The organism is Streptomyces sp. NPDC001270 (genome assembly GCF_042896695.1).
In the GTDB taxonomy this organism is placed as follows: domain Bacteria; phylum Actinomycetota; class Actinomycetes; order Streptomycetales; family Streptomycetaceae; genus Streptomyces.
In genome coordinates this window covers 48,864-64,441 of the sequence record NZ_JBIAXM010000003.1, presented here as the reverse complement: position 1 = coordinate 64,441, position 15,578 = coordinate 48,864, and the positions used below count along the sequence as shown (strand labels likewise).

Annotated in this window: 13 protein-coding genes; 4 read left to right on the top strand and 9 right to left on the bottom strand. The window is 72.8% G+C overall.

Going from position 1 to position 15,578, the window contains the following annotated elements; all coding sequences use genetic code 11:
* Nucleotides 1–238 precede the first annotated feature (238 nt).
* Nucleotides 239–382 (top strand): hypothetical protein, encoded by a 144-nt coding sequence (locus tag ACFY2B_RS06640; protein WP_390762046.1) that lies wholly within the window; start codon nt 239–241, stop codon nt 380–382.
* A gap of 274 nt (nt 383–656) precedes the next feature.
* On the opposite strand, the gene ACFY2B_RS06635 is transcribed toward ACFY2B_RS06640, so the two are convergent.
* Nucleotides 657–1,199 carry an ATP-binding protein gene (locus ACFY2B_RS06635; RefSeq protein ID WP_390762045.1) on the bottom strand — a complete coding sequence of 181 codons (543 nt, stop codon included), beginning with the start codon at nt 1,197–1,199 and terminating at the stop codon, nt 657–659.
* Between the two features lie 181 nt (nt 1,200–1,380).
* Nucleotides 1,381–1,704, bottom strand: coding sequence for a hypothetical protein (locus ACFY2B_RS06630; protein ID WP_390762044.1), 324 nt, complete (start codon nt 1,702–1,704; stop codon nt 1,381–1,383).
* Between the two features lie 357 nt (nt 1,705–2,061).
* On the opposite strand from ACFY2B_RS06630, the gene ACFY2B_RS06625 reads away from it, so the two are divergent.
* A complete protein-coding gene (locus ACFY2B_RS06625) occupies nt 2,062–3,186 on the top strand; it encodes a PLP-dependent cysteine synthase family protein (RefSeq protein WP_390762043.1) in 1,125 nt (374 codons plus the stop codon).
* 301 nt (nt 3,187–3,487) lie between these two features.
* Here ACFY2B_RS06625 and ACFY2B_RS06620 read toward each other — a convergent pair whose 3' ends face one another.
* Nucleotides 3,488–3,979 (bottom strand): SRPBCC family protein, encoded by a 492-nt coding sequence (locus tag ACFY2B_RS06620; protein WP_390762042.1) that lies wholly within the window; start codon nt 3,977–3,979, stop codon nt 3,488–3,490.
* A gap of 71 nt (nt 3,980–4,050) precedes the next feature.
* Nucleotides 4,051–4,881, bottom strand: a complete 831-nt coding sequence (locus tag ACFY2B_RS06615) for a DeoR/GlpR family DNA-binding transcription regulator (protein ID WP_390762041.1) — start codon at nt 4,879–4,881, stop codon at nt 4,051–4,053.
* A gap of 289 nt (nt 4,882–5,170) precedes the next feature.
* On the opposite strand from ACFY2B_RS06615, the gene ACFY2B_RS06610 reads away from it, so the two are divergent.
* Nucleotides 5,171–7,543 carry a hypothetical protein gene (locus ACFY2B_RS06610; RefSeq protein WP_390762040.1) on the top strand — a complete coding sequence of 791 codons (2,373 nt, stop codon included), beginning with the start codon at nt 5,171–5,173 and terminating at the stop codon, nt 7,541–7,543.
* Nucleotides 7,544–7,690: 147 nt separating this feature from the next.
* Here the strand turns inward: ACFY2B_RS06610 and ACFY2B_RS06605 are convergent, their stop codons facing one another.
* From ACFY2B_RS06605 to ACFY2B_RS06590, 4 genes are all read right to left on the bottom strand, one after another.
* Nucleotides 7,691–10,132, bottom strand: coding sequence for a right-handed parallel beta-helix repeat-containing protein (locus ACFY2B_RS06605; protein ID WP_390762039.1), 2,442 nt, complete (start codon nt 10,130–10,132; stop codon nt 7,691–7,693).
* Between the two features lie 164 nt (nt 10,133–10,296).
* On the bottom strand, nt 10,297–10,902 hold the full coding sequence (locus ACFY2B_RS06600) for a hypothetical protein (RefSeq protein WP_390762038.1): 606 nt from the start codon (nt 10,900–10,902) through the stop codon (nt 10,297–10,299).
* Between the two features lie 553 nt (nt 10,903–11,455).
* On the bottom strand, nt 11,456–12,280 hold the full coding sequence (locus tag ACFY2B_RS06595) for an MOSC domain-containing protein (protein WP_390762037.1): 825 nt from the start codon (nt 12,278–12,280) through the stop codon (nt 11,456–11,458).
* Between the two features lie 42 nt (nt 12,281–12,322).
* On the bottom strand, nt 12,323–12,766 hold the full coding sequence (locus ACFY2B_RS06590; protein WP_390762036.1) for a DUF6643 family protein: 444 nt from the start codon (nt 12,764–12,766) through the stop codon (nt 12,323–12,325).
* Between the two features lie 286 nt (nt 12,767–13,052).
* Here ACFY2B_RS06590 and ACFY2B_RS06585 point away from each other — a divergent pair, with 286 nt between their 5' ends.
* Nucleotides 13,053–14,363: a TerD family protein gene (locus tag ACFY2B_RS06585; protein ID WP_390762035.1), complete on the top strand. Its 1,311-nt coding sequence runs from the start codon at nt 13,053–13,055 to the stop codon at nt 14,361–14,363.
* 7 nt (nt 14,364–14,370) lie between these two features.
* Here ACFY2B_RS06585 and ACFY2B_RS06580 read toward each other — a convergent pair whose 3' ends face one another.
* Nucleotides 14,371–15,564 (bottom strand): glycosyltransferase, encoded by a 1,194-nt coding sequence (locus ACFY2B_RS06580; RefSeq protein ID WP_390762034.1) that lies wholly within the window; start codon nt 15,562–15,564, stop codon nt 14,371–14,373.
* Nucleotides 15,565–15,578: the final 14 nt, after the last annotated feature.

Here is a 15,578-nt window from a genome sequence, read left to right as displayed (position 1 = left end):
CACACGGGCATACGTCATCGGCCTGCCGAGGGTAGGACTGCCGACACCCGGACCGTGCACGTCATCGGCCTGCCGCCGGCAGGACCGCCGACACCTGGATCGGGCCCGCCCTCGGCTCGCAGACGGCAGGACCGCCGACACCCGGGCCGTGCCACGTCACCGGACCGCCACTGAGAGGACCGGCCCAACGCCCAGACCGGTAAGGCCAGTCGGACCAGTTCATGGATCGCTGCGCACGGTGGACGGATGGCTCTCCACGGTCGCTCCGACCGCGAGGGCGGCGCCGGCCGCACCGATGACGGTCGGTCACACCGGACGGGTCGACGACGAGGCCGTCGTGACGGACGGCCAGGACGTGCCGAGCCCCGTTGCGGACGAGTAGAACGCGCCGGCCCCGTCACGGAAGGCCAGCATGCGCCGAGCCCCGCGACGGTAACAAGAGATCCGGTCCGGACCCCGCGCAGAACCGCATCCGGCCCGGCAGGGGACCCCGCGCAGAACCGCATCCGGCCCGGCAGGGGACCCCGCGCAGAACCGCGTCCGGCCCGGCGGGGGAACCCCCGCGCAGGACCGCGTCCGGGCCGGCGGGCGGCCCGCCAGGACGTTCTGGGGACCACCGCCCACGGGCCACCGGGGAGGGGAGGGTCACCGCCCGGTCAGCCGACAACGGCCGACCGGGCGGGAGCGTGTGCCACGGCGGGCACGCAGGCTACGGGTTCGACCTCCGGGAACCGGGGGGTTGGCTGCTCCGCGGGCGTGCGCTGTGGCGCTCGGCCGCGCTGCGGCTTCGCCTCCACCCGCGCGGGCAACGTGAACCACACGACTTTTCCCTCGTCCCCGTCCGGGCGCGCGCCCCAACTCTCGCTCACGGCCGCCACCATGGCGAGCCCGCGTCCGCGGGTGTCCAGGGGGGCGACATCCTTGATGTCCGCCGCCACGGGGAGGCGCGGATCGCGGTCGCGCACCGACACCGTCAGCCGGTCGAGCAGCAGCTCGATCTCCACGGTGCACGACTTGTCGGGCCGGGCATGCTGGTGGACGTTGGTCAACAACTCGGTCACACCGAGCGCGGCCCGGTCTATCAACGGGTCAAGATGCCAGTAGCGCAAATGTGCAGATACGATTCTGCGGACCTGACCGATCCGCGACGGCAGGGCTTGGAGCTCCACCGTGCAGTGCCTGCTTGGGTGACTGATCACGGCTGCGACTCCCCGACGTGAGGTCCGGAAGAACACGGAGTACGGATCCAGCAAGGCGCCTGCGTGGGCGGCCGCCTGCTGTCGTGACCGGCGGGCTGGTTCGCAGCGTTATCGCCGGTAAACCCAGAGTGACGTGAGACCAGAGTGACTCAGGACACACGCGTACGCAACTCGCCGTAGCTCAGCCCTCGCGCCCCGCTGCCCGGCGCACCGCCTCGATGAACCGCCGCGCCGCCGGCGGACCGGGGTGGCCGGGGGCGGGATCGTGATCGCCCAGGGTCAGCAGGTACCGCTGGCCGTTGAGATCCGCCAGGGCCCGGTCGTCCGGGGCGAACCAGGGCTTGGAGGCGCGCACCGCCTGGACCGGCGCGCTGTCTATCTCGCTGCCGTAACTGGTGAGCAACTCGACCCTGCCGTCGCTGATCCGGACCTGCCCGGCCCTGGTCAGCGAACGCAGCCGCTTCTCTATCCGGACGCCCTTGGCCGTGAACTCCGGCTCCGCCATCCTGCCCCGCCCCCCTCGCGCATATCGCCCGCCGGACCGGTGCCCGCCGGGGCGGGGCCCGGTGCCGTCCCGGCTCGTTCCGTGATCCAGTGTGCTCCTTCGCGCGGGACGCCGCCCCGCACCCGGTGCAGTCTGCCCGCCCCTGGCTCTGAACACCAGTACCCATGGTGCCGTACGCAGACGCGTCCGGAGCTTCCACGGAATGCGCCCCCATGCGCCCCGCTTGCCGCGCCCAAGCGCCGCCTTTGGGCCGCTCAAAGGTGTGTTTATGCAGATGGGAGGCGGTGTGGAAGCTGCCTATGATCAGAGCGGCGGCCGTCGCGGGCGCCGGCGGCGCGGAGTGTAAGGAGTCACCTCGTGAGCACCACCCCACAGACCCGGACCGGCGTCACCCTGGACGTCGACCGCACCGACCTCGCCTACCGTGCCTGGCTGAAGGAAGCCGTCCGCAAGGTCCAGGCCGACGCCAACCGCTCCGCCGACACCCACCTGCTGCGCTTTCCGCTGCCCGAGGACTGGGGCATCGACCTCTACCTCAAGGACGAGTCGACCCACCCGACCGGCAGTCTCAAACACCGGCTCGCGCGCTCGCTCTTCCTCTACGGCCTGTGCAACGGCTGGATCCGGCCGGGGCGGCCGGTGATCGAGGCGTCCAGTGGTTCGACGGCCGTGTCCGAGGCGTACTTCGCCAAACTGATCGGCGTGCCCTTCATCGCGGTCATGCCCCGCACAACCAGCGCCGAGAAGTGCCGCCTCATCGAATTCCACGGCGGGCGGTGCCACTTCGTCGACGAACCGCGGAAGATGTACGAGGAATCGGCCCGCCTCGCGATGCAGACCGGCGGCCATTACATGGACCAGTTCACCTACGCCGAGCGTGCCACGGACTGGCGCGGCAACAACAACATCGCCGAATCGATCTTCCGTCAGCTGGAGTTGGAACGGTTCCCGGAGCCCGCGTGGATCGTCGCCACCGCCGGCACCGGCGGCACCTCGGCGACGATCGCGCGCTATGTGCACTACATGCAGTACGACACCCGTATCTGTGTCGCCGACCCCGACAACTCGTGCTTCTTCGAGGGCTGGACCACCGGCGATCCGGACGTCACCTGCGACTGCGGCTCGCGCATCGAGGGCATCGGCCGCCCGCGTATGGAGCCGAGCTTCGTACCCGGCGCCATCGACCGGATGATGAAGGTCCCGGACGCGGCCGCCGTCGCCGCCGTACGGGCCCTGGAACGGGTCATCGGCCGCAAGGCGGGCGGTTCCACCGGCACCGGCCTGTGGAGCGCCCTCAAGATCGTCTCGGAGCTGGTCGCCGAGGGACGCTCCGGGAGCGTGGTCACCCTGCTGTGCGACCCGGGCGACCGCTATCTCGACAAGTACTACGCGGACTCCTGGCTTGCGGAGCAGGGCCTGGACATCGAACCGTACTCGGCCGCGATCGACTCGCTGCTGGCGACGGGAGCATGGCCGGACTGACCCGCACCACGAAGCCCCGCGACGGGAGGCGCGAGAGACACGAAGCGCGAGAGACGCGAGATCCTCCGCGTCCGGAGACGGCTTGCGGGCGGCCCGCGGCGGCCCGCGCCGCGGCGCCCCGCAGCAGCCTGGGCGCCCAGCGAGGGCCCGCGACGCCCTTCGGTGCGCAGGCGGCCGCTCGCGTGCGAGGACGGCAGGCCCGCGCTCGACACCAGGGCGCCCGTGTCGTGCTCGCGCCCCACGGCAACCACGTCCCGATCCTCTGACGCCCTCGCCTTCGCTCCGGCCCTCGCCTCTGCCCTCACCCGGACGCGGGGTCTGCCCGGTCCCGGTCGGTGAGGCGCCGGTCCAGTGCGGTCATGGCGTCGTGGAACGCGCGGCCGACGCCGGGGCGCGAGAGACGGGCGACGGCGCGGAAGAGCCCCGTCCCGTCGAGCGCGAACGTCATCCGTACCCGGGTGCCGGTACCGGCCGGGGCGAGCCGCCACTCCTCGATCCAGGCACGGGCGCCCGGCGCGTTCGCCACGTCGACGCGGTAGGCGTACCGCTCGGGGGGCTCGGCCTCGATCACCGACTCCTCGAACCGGGTTCCGCCTCTGAGCCGGATCTGCCGTCCGCCCGCGGTCGGCCGGGCGGACGTCACCGCCGAGAACCACTCGGTCCAACCGGGTACGTCCTCGGCGAGCGCCCGGAAGACGGTGTCGGGCGCGGCGTTGATCTCGTGCGTGAACACCAGGCGTACGGGGGCGGTCTCGACGAAGTCGATTCCCACCGGACGCAGGCCGTGAGCCATGGCTGCCAACCCCCTCGTGAAATCCCCCGGGGAGACGGGGCGCCGCCCCGCCGACCCGAACTGATGGATCGTCAGTCGGCAGTATCCCCGGTCGGTGCCCCCGCCACCACCAGTCGCCGCAGATGCTCGGAGACCTCAGCGCGTGCCGCGCCCGGCAGACCCGCGTCGGTGACCAGGGTGTCGACCTGATCCAGGGTGGCGAAGGAACTCAGGCCCACGGTCCCCCACTTGGTGTGGTCCGCGACCACCACCACGCGCCGCGCAGACTGCACCAGCCGGCGGTTGGTCTCGGCCTCCGCGAGGTTCGGTGTCGACAGGCCGGCCTCGACCGATATCCCGTGCACACCGAGGAAGAGCAGGTCGAAGTGGAGCGTGCCGATCGCCTGGTCGGCCACCGGCCCCACCAGCGAGTCGGACGGGGTGCGCACCCCGCCGGTCAGCACGACCACGGGCGCGCCCTGCCGCTGCCCCGAGGTCCGCTGCGCGGCGTGGAAGACGTCCGCGACCCGCACCGAGTTGGTCACCACCGTCAGGTCCGGAACCTCAAGAAGGTGGTGCGCGAGTGCGTAGGTCGTCGTGCCACCGGACAGGGCGATCGCGGTGCCCGGACTGACCAAGCCGGCGGCGGCCCGCGCGATGTCCTCCTTGGCGCTCAGCTCCAGAGCCGACTTGGCCTCGAAGCCCGGCTCGTGCGTGCTCGCCTCGATGACCGGAACCGCCCCGCCGTGCACCTTCTCCAGAACCCCCTGGCGGGCCAGCGCGTCCAGGTCGCGTCGCACGGTCATGTCCGACACGCCGAGCTTGCGCGTCAGTTCGTTCACCCGGACACCGCCACGCCGGCGGACCTCGTCCAGGATCAGGGCGCGGCGCTGCTCCGCGAGGAGGTTCTGATTCTCACTCACGTACGCTCCGGTCCTTTCGCCTCAGCCGCCGACTCGCCCACCGCACCCGCTCCGACCAGGATGTTCCGCCGTGCTTCCGGTGCGCGGACGTCCCATCTTGTCACGGGAAGCTTGCGGTTGCGTCCCCCGCATCGACGTGCACATGCCCTTCGGGCACGATCGGTGTCGCCGGGTGTCACACGGATCGAGGAGATTCCGTGACGAGAGGTGTACAACACACCTGGAGCGGAGAATCTGAAGGCCGCACGGAGACCATCCGTCGGCCCGTCACGGGGGAAGTGCGAGGACAGTGGAGCGTGCGCAGCAGGAGACCGCGGCCGACGGGGCGGACAGCCCCGCGACGCGATCCGAAGAGGCCCCGATCGACCTGGAACTCCTGGTCCACGGAGTAGGGGGCGCCACACCTCAGGAGATGCTCGACGATCCGTGCACGGTACGGATCACCGGCGACGACCGGGCCGCGGTCTTCCGGCGCGCCGTCGACGTCGACGCGGAGGCCCGGCCGGAGGAGTACCGGGACAGACCGGTCGCCGAGGCGTACGTCTGGTCCAACCTGACCTCGGGCAACAGCGCCCGCGCCCTGTGGCTCCTGCTGCTGCCCTTCATGGTCGTCAACCTCGCGCACTGGATGCGGCCCGCCACCTCGGGCCACCGGCGGACGGTGCGGCTGTACGGGCTGCTGGTGCGGCTCGTGGGACTCACGCTCACGGTGCTGCTGGTGGCGGCGGCCTGCGAGGTCGCCCTGGACCTGGTGGCCTGGCAGTGCGCCGGCGTCAGCGCCTGCGCCGAGCGCCACTCCTGGCTGGGCTTTCTCTCACCCGCGGTTTCCGGCGACGGCTGGTGGAGCCCGCCCGGGCGGCGCCTCGCCCTGGCCGCCGCGGTGCCTGCCGCCCTGACCTGGCTGCTCTGGTACCTGTCGCGGCGCACCTGGAGCGCCTACGAGTCCCAGCCGCCGCTGACCCACCGTCCGGAACGGGACGAACAGACCGGCCCCACCGCGCTGGGCCGCCCCGGCTTCTGGTACGGGCGCCGCCTGGTGGCCCGGCTGCGCGCCGCGCACACCGCCGCGGGCCTGCTCACGGTCACGGCCGCGGTCGTCTCCCCGGCCGCGCGCTTCGACCGCGGGGCCGGCGGTTCCGGACTCCTCGACACCCTCGGCTGGCTGCTGCTCGCCGCGCTGTGCGCCACCACGGCCACGGTGCTCTGGGTGGTGTGCCGCAGGGGCCGCAGCGAGAGCCGCCTGGACCAGGAACTCGACGAGCACCTGGTACGCCGGCTGCCGCTGGGCACCCTGGTCCTGCTGCTCCTCGCGCTGGTGTACGCGGGCTGGTCCCGGCCGGGCTGGCAGTCGGCGGGACGGCTGTCGGGGGACACCACCTTCGGTGGCGTCGTCCTGGCCCAGGGACTGCTGGTGATCGTCATCGGTGTGGTCGCCCAGGTGCTGTACCGCTCCGGGCCCCGGGATCCCGGGCCGTCCGCCGCGACGGACTCCGGGGCCCGACGGCGGGTCGCCATGCGCGGATTCGGCGGACCCGCGGTCGCGCTGCTGGCCTGCGGGCTGGGCGGTGTGCTCTCGGGCGGCGTCGCACAGCGCGTGGCCGACTGGATGGACGGCACCGGCTCCTCCATCGACGGCCCGCCGGTGCTGCTGACCTGGCAGGCGTCCGTCATCCCACCGCTCCTGGTGGCGCTGCTCGCGCTGGTCGGCTGGCTGGCCTGGCGTACCCTGCGGCTCAGCCGCGCCGAGTGTGCGGCGGTGGACACCGACTACCCGAAGGAGCCCGCCGACCCGGCACGCACCCGCAGTATCGCCCGCACCCGGGCGATGGCCACGCTCACCGACCGGGCCCCTCTCCTCATCGCCCTCGTCTGCGGAACCACGCTGCTGCTCGGCGCGGGGGCCTTGGTGGGTGCCATGAACACCGGGCAGACCCCGGTGCGGGCGGCCCGGCACGCGTTCACCGTCGTGCAGGGCGGGGCCGAGGTCGCGCAGGCCCTGGGCTCCTGGCTGGTCGGACTCGGCTTCGTCCTGTTCGTCGCCCTGGGACGGCGCGCCTACAAGGACGCGTCCGCGCGGCGCACCGTCGGCATCCTCTGGGACGTCGGCACCTTCTGGCCGCGCGCCGCCCACCCGTTCGCGCCCCCGTGCTATGCCGAGCGCGCGGTGCCCGACCTGACCTGGCGGATGGCGACCTGGACGCGCAGCACCGGCGGACGCCTGGTGATCTCCGGCCACTCCCAGGGCAGCGTCCTCGCGGCCGCCGCGGCCTGGCAGTTGACGCCGTCCGTGCGCGGACGGGTCGCGCTGCTCACCTACGGTTCTCCGCTGGAGCGCCTGTACGGACGCTGGTTCCCCGCCTACTTCGGTCCCGCCGAACTCGGCTCACTGCACCGCGAGGTGGCCTGCTGGCGCAATCTCTACCGGCTCACCGATCCCATCGGCGGCCCGGTGCGGCTGCCCGGTGACTGCAGCCCGCTCGTGGACCGCGAGCCGCTGAAGGACCCGCTCGCCTACGGCCGCACGCCCCAGCATCCGCTCCCCGCGCCCATCCTGGGCCACTCCGACTATCAGGCCGACCCGGCGTTCGCCGAGGAACGGGAGCGGCTGCTGACCCGGCTGCGCCCCGACGTACCGGGCCAGCGCCCCGGACCGGCGGCCTGAGCGGGCCGGTGCAGTCCGCTGCGGCCGGCCGCGGCTGAGCGGGAGGGGCAAACGGGCGGAGGAGGGGCCGCGGGAACCGCGCGACCGGTCACGACAGCCGACGCGGACGCGCTGCGCCAGTCACGGCCGTTCCGGCGGAACGGCCGGTCAGGGCAGTTCCGGCAGGTCCTGCGGGTACAGCAGCGTCAGGTCGTCGGTGGTCGGATCCGGGAGCTGGGCGACCCGGCTCGCATGCCGTTCCACCATCGCCTCGAAGGTCTGCCGGGCAGTGCGGCCGTTGCCGAACGCGGCGCCCTTCGGGATGGCCGCGAAGTACTTCAGCAGGGCCTCCGAAGTGCCCTGCGCCAGTCGGTACTCGTGGTCCTCGGTCTGCTGCTCCAAGATCCGCAGCAGTTCCTCCGGTCCGTAGTCACCGAAGGTGATGGTCCGTGAGAAACGGGACGCCACACCGGGGTTGACAGCCAGGAACCGCTCCATCTCCGCCGTGTAGCCCGCGACGATCACCACCACCGCGTCCCGGTGGTCCTCCATCAGCTTGACCAGGGTGTCGATGGCCTCCTTGCCGAAGTCCCGGCCCGCGTCCTCCGGCGAGAGCGCGTACGCCTCGTCGATGAACAGCACACCGCCGCGCGCCCGCTCGAACGCCTCCTGGGTGCGGATCGCGGTGGACCCGATGTGCTCGCCGACGAGATCGACCCGGGACACCTCGACGAGATGCCCCTTCTCCAGCACGCCGAGGGAGGCGAGGATCTCGCCGTAGAGCCGGGCCACGGTGGTTTTGCCGGTGCCCGGGGAGCCCGTGAACACCAGATGGCGCTTGACCGAGGCCGCCTTCAGGCCCGCCTCCCGGCGGCGTCGGCCCACCTCGATCATGTCGGTGAGCGCACGGACCTCGCGTTTGACGCTCTCCAGGCCGACCAGACCGTCGAGTTCACCGAGGACGTCCTGGGAACTCCGCGCGGGCTGCCCGGGCTCCGCGGCGACGACGATCGGTTCCTGCTCGCCGCTGCGCTGCCCGGGGATGGCGCCCAGCAGCCCGGGGGAGGGGCTGGTCGTCTGTACGGCGGTCTCCTGTGCCGCGGGCGGCCGGAGCCCGCCGCCGCTCTCGTCGCTGGTGCAGTCCTCCACGATCGGTCCCGTGCCGGAGCCCTGGTCGGGACCGCCGTCCGCGAACTCGTAGCCACCGCGCGCGCAGCGCTCCGTGCGGCACTTCCGCAGCGTTGCCCGGCAGCCGTCTATGACATGGAAGCCGTAGCCGCCGCTGCCCGTCACCCGGCAGCCCAGGAAGCTGCCCCGGCCCCCGGCCGACACGTAGAAGCCCGCCTCGGCGGGGGAGTCCACCGTGCAGCGCTCGATGGTGGGGTCCGCGCCCTTGGTGACGATCACACCGGTCTGGGTGCCGTCCAGGGTGCAGTTGTTGAGGGTGCCGCCGCTGCCGTGGTCGCGGAACCAGGCGCCGGTCGCCGCCTCCCGGATGCGGCAGTCGTCGAGCTGTGCGGTCGCCCCGTCGCTGACCGACACGGCGGTGTTGCGCACCTGGGACAGGTCGCTGTCCACCACGTCCGCGCGGGAGCCGCGGTCCAGGACGAACAGGGCGTCCGGCACGTCGTGCACCCGGCAGGAGTCGAGCACGGCGGTCGCGCCGTCGCTCACCCACACCGCGGGATAGTCGCCCGTGCTGTCGAAGATCTCGCACTGGTTGGCGTCCACCCGGGTGCCCGGGTCCCACACCGACAGGCCGTTGCGCCCGAACTGCCGCACCGTCGTCCGGGTCAGCGTGAGCACCGAGCGGGAGCGCAGGTCGACCGCGTTCTCCGGGATGTCGTGGATACGGCAGTCGGCGAGGGTGAGCACGGCGTCCGTGTCGAGCGTGACGCCGTCCGAGGCCGTGCGGTGCACATCGCAGTCGGTGAGGTGTGCCGTGGCCCGCGCGGTGATCTGGGCACCGGCGCCCCGCACCTCGTAGACCTCGCAGCCGACCGCCTCCAGCGCGGAGTTCTCGCCCGTCACCATCAGGCCCACGCCCGAGGCGTGGTGCACCCGGCAGCGCTCCAGCCGGGGGTGCGCGCCGCCGCGCACCGTGACGCCGGACTGCCCGGCCGCCACCACCTCGCAGTCCTCGAACACCCCGGCCCCGCCGTCGAGTACGGCGATGCCGATGCCCGCCGGATTGTCCACGGTGCAGCGCCGCACGGTCGGGCGGGCGGCGCCGCGCACCTCCACGCCCGCGGCGGACCGGGTGACGACCCGCACGTCCCGCAGCTCGGGCGCGCCCTCCTCGACGAGCAGCGCGGGCGCGGCGGCGTCCTGACCCTCGACGAGCAGGTCCTGCACCACGGCCGAGGCGCGCACGGTCAGCGGCACTCCGTCCACCGGGGCGATCCGCACCGAGCCGGGCGAGCCCTCGGGGCCGCGCAGCGTCACCGCCCGCTGGATCACGAGGTTCTCCCGGTAGGTGCCGGGGGCGACGGTGAGGACGTCACCGTCGGCGGCGGCCTCCAGGGCAGCGGCGAGCGATGTGTACTCACCCGTGCGGCGCCGCCACCGCGATGTACCGGTGTGCGTCACCTGGACCGTGCCCTGTGCCATGGCGTTGCCGTGCCCCCACCTCGTCGTACGTGGCTCGTTCGCCTCGGGGTGCACGGCCGGTGCCGCGCCCCTGCGGCTCGTCGCGCGCGGGTCAAAGCCGAGTGTCTCGGCCGGTCCACCGTAGCGTGCGCGCGGACGGTGGATTGACCAGAGGCGGCAGGCCGTCAGCTGCCGGTGCCTGCCTTGCCCCAGTCCGGGCCCGCCCGGTCCCATGCCTGGTCCCAACGCGCGTACCGGCGGCGGACCATGCGCCAGACGATCATCCGTCTGCCGGCCTCGACCAGCCCCGCCGTCAGCAGTGCCGCACCTAGCCCGGCCAGCACCGCATGCGTCGCCGCCGTCGCTGAGTCCAGCGGGCGGGCCACCATGCGGCCGTGGGCGTCCGTCCACAGGCTGAAGTGGTCGCCCTGCCGTGGGGAGATGAGGTCCGCCATGACCGGGCCACGCTGCCGGGCGCCGTCCGGGGCGGTCCACTCGGCCAGGACCCGGCTACGCGGACTGTCGCCTGTGCCGCTCTCCGGGTCGGGCTCGGGCATGGCGTCTTCCAGCTTGCGCAGCACGGTGGCCGTGACCGCGTGCCGGGACTGCTGCTGGGCCCGTACGGAGCGTTGGAGGGCGTTCTGCGCCCCGGCTCCGACGAGCGAGCCGACAACGGGCGCGGCCACCGCGATCAGCAGCAGCGTCCCCAGGGCCACCCAAGCCTCGGCCAGATCGGTCGCACGGCGCAGCGGATTGCGCCGCCAGCGCCAGAGACCGCTGATTGCCCACACGGTCCCGCACCCCCCTTCCCGCTCCGTGACAATCCCTGGTGGAGCCGTGCACCTGAGGTCCCGGCCGAGGAGAGAGCCACGTCACCCCCGCACCTTCGACCGGGTCCGGTCAACAACTTCTCAAATTTCTCACGACTTCCTAACGACCGGGCTGCGGGGTCTGGTTCCCCGCGGCGCCGGGATCGAGCCAACCGCGCGGCCCGTCCGCTCGGCGTACCGGTCGGGCAGAGCGGGAGCCACCGACCGCGCCGCGGCGGCCCGCCGGCCGGAGCGCGATCCACCCACACTCGGCGGCGCGTGGCGCGCGCTCGCCCGCGGTACAGGTATTGCCGCGCCACGCCCCCCGTGTGCCGCGTCGGAGCGTCGCCACGCACGGACGGACCGCACTGTCCTACATCTGCGGCCCTCTGCCCTGGACGAGGCCCCCGCGTGGACGGCGCCGTGATCCGCACCCAGCCGGGGATCACGGATCACCCGCGTGTCACGCACAGACTCCTATCGCGTACAGGCCGAGGAGCACGGACTGGAGGAGCACGAACCGGAGGAGCACGAACTAGCCGAGGATCCGCACCGGATCCCCGACGCGGATCGTGCCGGTGGACCGGGGGACCAGGTTCTGTCCGAAGACCAGCGAGCCGCCGATGCGGCGGTGGCGGGCCAGCGTGCGCAGGGGCTCCGCGCCGCGCGCGGCGGTGCTCTGGTCGGTCGTGGTCACGACGCACCGTCCGCACGGCTTGGCGACGCGGAAGCCCACCTCGCCGATGGCGATGCGCGACCAGCCGTCCTCGGCCCAGGGTGCCGTGCCCGCCACGACCACGTTCGGCCGGAAGCGGTTCATGGGCAGTGGGCCCTCCTGGGCGTGATCGCCCTCGGCCAGCAGGGAGTTGAGGGCGTCGAGGGAGGCGAGCGTGGTCACCAGGAGCGGAAAGCCGTCGGCGAGGCTCACCGTCTCACCGGGCAGGGCGAAGTCCGGATCGACCGGGCGGCGCGTGGCCGGGTCGTCCAGGTGGACCAGACGGACGTCCGTCCCCAGATACGCGGTGCACCAGGCGTGCGCGGCCTCCCCGGCGGGAACGGCCTCCACCTTGGTGCCGAAGACGGAGATCGTCACCGTGCCCGCAGGCTCGGGGACGGGCACGGTCAGCGGCGTCCTCCCGGCCGCGGACAGCCGAAGGCCGCCGCCGGCCATGGGCTCGGCGGCGGCCAGCGCCAGGTGCGGCCGCTCACGCTGTGTGACGACCTTTCCCCCGTCGTCGATCAGTGCCCAGCGCCGGTCCCCAGCCAGCCCCCAGGGCTCCACGGCGGCCTCCCGGAGCGCGATGCTCCGGAACGCCTTGACCGGATGGACGTGGATCGACTGCAGCGTGGCGTTCCCCATGCCGCCATCGTGCCAGGCGTCACCGACAGCCGGGGAACTGCGTCAGTAGCCGCGGTAGGGCTGCTGGTTGTTGTACGGGTCCTGGTACGGGGCCGGAGCGGGCCGCGGAGCCGCGGGACGCATCGCCTCGTAGCCGTTGCCGTGCGCCATCGGCCGCGGCGGCTGCGGCGCCTGCGGACCGGGGTAGCCGCGCGGCGCGGTGGCCTGCTGCGGGATGTAGGCCGTGGGAGCCTGCTGCAGCGGAGCGGGCTGCTGCGCCTGCGGGTAACCGTACATAGGGGCACTCTGAGAGGGGCCCGCCGGGAGCGCGGGCAGTGCCGACGGCAGCGCGGGCAGGTTGCTGCCCGGCATGTCGTAGGCCGCGGGGACCCGGATCGGGGCGATCTGCGGGGTGCCCCGCTCGGCCACGAGCGAGTCGTAGATCGGAGTGTCCGGGAAGGAGGCGGAGTAGTAGCCGCCGCCATAAGTGGAGCGGGGGGAGGTCATGGCACATAAGTTAAGCCCACGATGTGCTGGTTGGGGAGACCGATAAGAGGGTTGTTTTCCGTGTCGGCGGTGACGTGGGATCGCTAATCCGAGCGAACTTGGCAAAATGGGGCGGTGTTCGACGTTTGGATCCTGTAAAGGCCGAGTTCCTGGCAGGTTACCGGGTGTTGGACGGCGATCTTTCTGTGCGGCCGGTGGGAGTTCCCTGCCCTCGGGAATAGGTTGGCCGGGTAGGGATGCAAGGGACGGCCGGGACGCCGGCCGGTGAGACGTGAGGGGGGCGGACATGTCAATGCCGAAAGGATCGAATGCGCCGGTGCCCACGACGGCACTGCGCGTCGAATTGGGGTGGCGTTCGGAGCCCGGGGTTCCGGACGTGGACGCCTCGGCGCTCCTCCTCGTGGCCGGAAAGGTGCGCTCCGACGGTGACTTCGTCTTCTACAACCAGCCCGGCCACTCCTCCGGTGCGGTGCGCCACGAGGGGAAACACAACAGCGCGGGGAAGGTGACCGACACCCTTTTCGTGGACCTCGCGCGCGTGGAGGGCACCGTCGAGCGGGTGGTCCTCGCCGCCTCGGCGGACGGCGGGACGTTCGGCCGGGTCCCGGACCTCTACATCGCGGTGACCGACGCCGGCCGGGGCGACGTGGTCGCCCGCTTCGACAGCGCGGGTGCCACGGTCGAGACGGCCTTCGTGCTCGGCGAGTTCTACCGCCGTCAGGGCGGCTGGAAGTTCCGGGCCGTCGGGCAGGGCTACAGCAGCGGGCTGGAGGGCCTGGCCACCGACTTCGGGATCACCGTGGACGAGCCGCAGCACGCGGCACCGCACTCCGCCCCCGCCCCGCCGGCCGCACCTCCGGTGCCGCCGCGGGCACCTGTCACCCCACCGCCGCACCTGACCGCGAAGCCTCCGGTGCCCGCACCGCCGCCGGTCGCCCCGCCGGTCCCGCCGCCGTCCGCCGCGCCCGTACGGCTCAGCAAAGTCACGCTCACCAAGGCGGCCCCCTCCGTCTCGCTGGCCAAGCAGGGCGGCACCTCCGGCGCGCTGCGGGTCAACCTCAACTGGCAGATGCGCAAGCAGACGCGCGGATGGGGCGGCCGGTGGGGCACCGCGCACACCGATCTCGACCTCGACCTGTGCGCCCTGTACGAACTCACCGACGGCCGCAAAGGAGTCGTCCAGGCACTCGGCAACGCCTTCGGATCGCTCGACCGGCCCCCGTACATCCACCTCGACGGCGACGACCGCACCGGTGCCACGACGAGCGGCGAGAACCTCACCGTCAACCTCGACCACACCCGGGACTTCCGGCGCATCCTCGTCTTCGTGACCATCTACGAAGGTGCCAATTCCTTCGCCGACCTGCATGCCACGGTCACCCTGCGCCCCCAGCACGGCGCACCCGTCGAGTTCTCGCTCGACGAGTGCACCGTGCCGTCGCCGGTGTGCGCGCTCGCCCTGATCACCAACACGGGCGGCGACCTCGTCGTGCGGCGCGAGGCCCAGTATCTGGTACCGCCGCGCGGTGTGAGCCCGCAGCGGACGGTCGACCGCGCCTACGGGTGGGGCATGAACTGGACACCCGGCCGGAAGTGACGGCCCCTCAGCCCTCGTCGGGGACGGCGTCCGGGCGGGCGTACGTACGGCCCTTCCAGGCAGCGCCACGCCCCCGGTAGTGCTGAACCGCCGAATCGACCGTCATGAGCAGGTACAGGAAGGCGGTGAACGGCAGCAGCGGGGCGAGCCACGGCGGCTGGCGGTAGTGGCGGAGCATCGGGAGGTACGTCCCCGTCATCACGAGCCACGCCGCCCCGCCGGCCACCGTGGCCGCCGTACTCCCGCCTGCCGCGCCGACCACGAGTGCCACCGGCGGTACGAGGTACACCAGCGCCAGCCCGGCGACCGTGCCGACCAGCAGCAGCGGGTTGTGCCGCAGTTGCGCGTACGCGCTGCGCGAGACCATCCGCCACAGGTCGTGCAGCCGCGGATACGGGCGCACGCTGTCCACCCGCTCGGCCAGTCCCAGCCAGATGTGCCCACCGCCGCCCTTCACGGCCCGCGCGAGCGCCACGTCGTCGATGACGGCATGCCGGATGGCGTCGGGGATCCGCGCCCGCATTGCCGTCTCCGTGCGCAGCAGCACGCAGCCGCCCGCGGCCGCCGTGGTCCGCGCGCCCCGCTTCCCGATCCGGCGGAAGGGGTACAGCTGGGCGAAGAAGTACACGAAGGCGGGCACCACCAGGCGTTCCCACAAACTCTCCACCCGTAGCCGGGCCATCTGCGAGACGACGTCGAAGCCCCCGGTGCGCGCGGCCGCCACCAGGTGCCGCAGGCTGTCCGGTTCGTGTGCGATGTCCGCGTCCGTCAGGAGCAGGTACTCGGGGTCACGCGCGCGTGCCAGACCGATGCCGTGGCGCACCGCCCACAGCTTGCCCGTCCAGCCCGCGGGCGGCTCGCCGGGCGAGGCCACGGTCAGCGGCAGCCCGCCGTGGCGCCCGGCCAGTTCGCGGGCCAGTTCCCCGGTGCCGTCCGAGCTGCCGTCGTCGATCAGGAAGACCTCCGCCCGCCCCGGGTACTCCTGCGCCAGCAGTGAGGGCAGGCTCGACGGCAGCACGGCGGCCTCGTCGCGGGCGGGTACGACCACGCACACCGACGGCCACACGTCCGGGTCCCGGCGCGGCGGCAGGCGGACGTCCGTCCGCCAGAAGAAGCCCTGGCACAGCAGCAGCCACAGCCAGGCGACGAACGACAGGACGGCGATCCACACGAGGGCACTCACCCGCGCAGTCTGCACCACCCGGCCGGAGCGTC